Source organism: Halomicronema sp. CCY15110 (assembly GCF_016888165.1).
In the GTDB taxonomy this organism is placed as follows: domain Bacteria; phylum Cyanobacteriota; class Cyanobacteriia; order Phormidesmidales; family Phormidesmidaceae; genus Halomicronema.
The window spans coordinates 1-1,560 of the sequence record NZ_JACSWC010000082.1; the positions used below are offsets into that span (position 1 = coordinate 1).

Annotated in this window: 1 protein-coding gene; it reads left to right on the forward strand. The window is 55.3% G+C overall.

Features of this window, described 5'->3' with window-relative positions:
- The first annotated feature begins 246 nt into the window (after window positions 1-246).
- Complete coding sequence (locus JUK32_RS00960; protein ID WP_239112183.1) at window positions 247-1,317, forward strand: patatin-like phospholipase family protein; 1,071 nt, start codon at window positions 247-249, stop codon at window positions 1,315-1,317.
- Window positions 1,318-1,560: the final 243 nt, after the last annotated feature.

Sequence of the window (1,560 nt, forward strand, 5' to 3'; positions counted from 1 at the left end):
CTCACTAGCTCCGTCTTCCTCTCGGGCTGAGTGACAGCAATTATTAAGCGGTATTGAAAACACCTTTAGAGGGCTGGCCCTAGTACGTTATGAACTCTATAAGAATGAAATGGCCCTGCTGCTGTATCGTTCTCAATGCCAACCACCGGCGATTGCTTGCACGGGGACCACATGTTCCGCCCGATCAGGCAAATGGGTGATCAGCACGTATGCTGTTTTTGTCATCAACCACAAGGAGTCAGAGGCTTGGTTAAGACCTTGGGGCTAGCGCTAGGCAGTGGCGGGGCGAGGGGATGGGCGCATATTGGCGTCATTCGCGCCTTAGAGGAGGCGGGCATTCAGATTCACGCGATCGCGGGTTCTAGCATTGGGGCGTTTGTCGGTGCCATCTATGCGGCGGATGAACTCGATGAACTCGAAGCCTTTGTCCAATCCCTCAACTGGCGGGCGATCGTTTCCTATTTTGATGTGGTCTTTCCCAGCACCGGGTTGCTCGATGGCAACCGCATCTACGACTTACTTTCGGAGCATCTGTGCGATCGCCAAATTGAAGACACCAAAATTCCCTTTTGCTGCGTCGCGACTGATCTTGAAGCCGGTAGCCCGGTCTGTTTAGAGCAGGGACGACTGGCTGATGCCGTCCGCGCGAGCATCTCAATGCCTGGCATTTTTACGCCCTTCCAGCACTCCGGTCGCCATCTGGGGGACGGCGGCATTGTGAATCCCGTACCCGTGGATGTGGCCCGCCGCCTGGGGGTCGATGTGGTGCTGGCGGTGAATCTGAATCATCCCACCTCGCCGGATGAAGCAGCTGTGGACATCAGCGCTGACCCCACCGCATCGTCAACCAGCCATCAATCAGACAATTCGACCTCAGAATCGGCGGACGGCGATCGCGTCCCTGAGTCCGACAATCCCCTAAATTCAGACTCCGAGAGCAATCTCGACATCCTGCCCAAACAAATTGATCGCCTGGCCGAGCAATTTCAGAGCACCCGTGCGGCTAAAGTGCTGCAACGTCTCCAAGACCGGTACGAAACCCTGCAAGATCAGCTGCAAGAAAAGTTAGACAACTGGCTGCCAGAAGAGCGGCAAGGCCCCAACATTTTTGATGTGATTGGGGTATCGCTCAACGTGATGGAGCAGCGCGTCACTCAGAATATGCTCACCGAGCATCCGCCGGAGATTCTGCTGCAGCCGCCCTTGAGTCACCACGGCATCTTTGACTTTCATCAGGCTGAAGCGATTATCAAAACGGGCTACGAGTGTGTCCAGCAGCAGCTACCGGAAATTAAGGCCCACTTGCAGATAGACTAGGCTTCTCTAGGTGCCGGGTGCCTTGAGGTTGCCAGGGACCGGGTGCCTTGGGATTCACTGATGCAATATGTGTCAATAAGCCCCAAGGCACCCGGTCCCTTTTTCGCGTAGAGACGACAACAATGCTCGTAGCGTAATGGGGGATGAAGGGGACTGGGCCATTGGCCTGGGCGCAGACCTTTGTCACTCTATGGATTAAGCCTAAAGCAACTCTGATATTGGCTCGTCCGCTAAAGTCTGGGG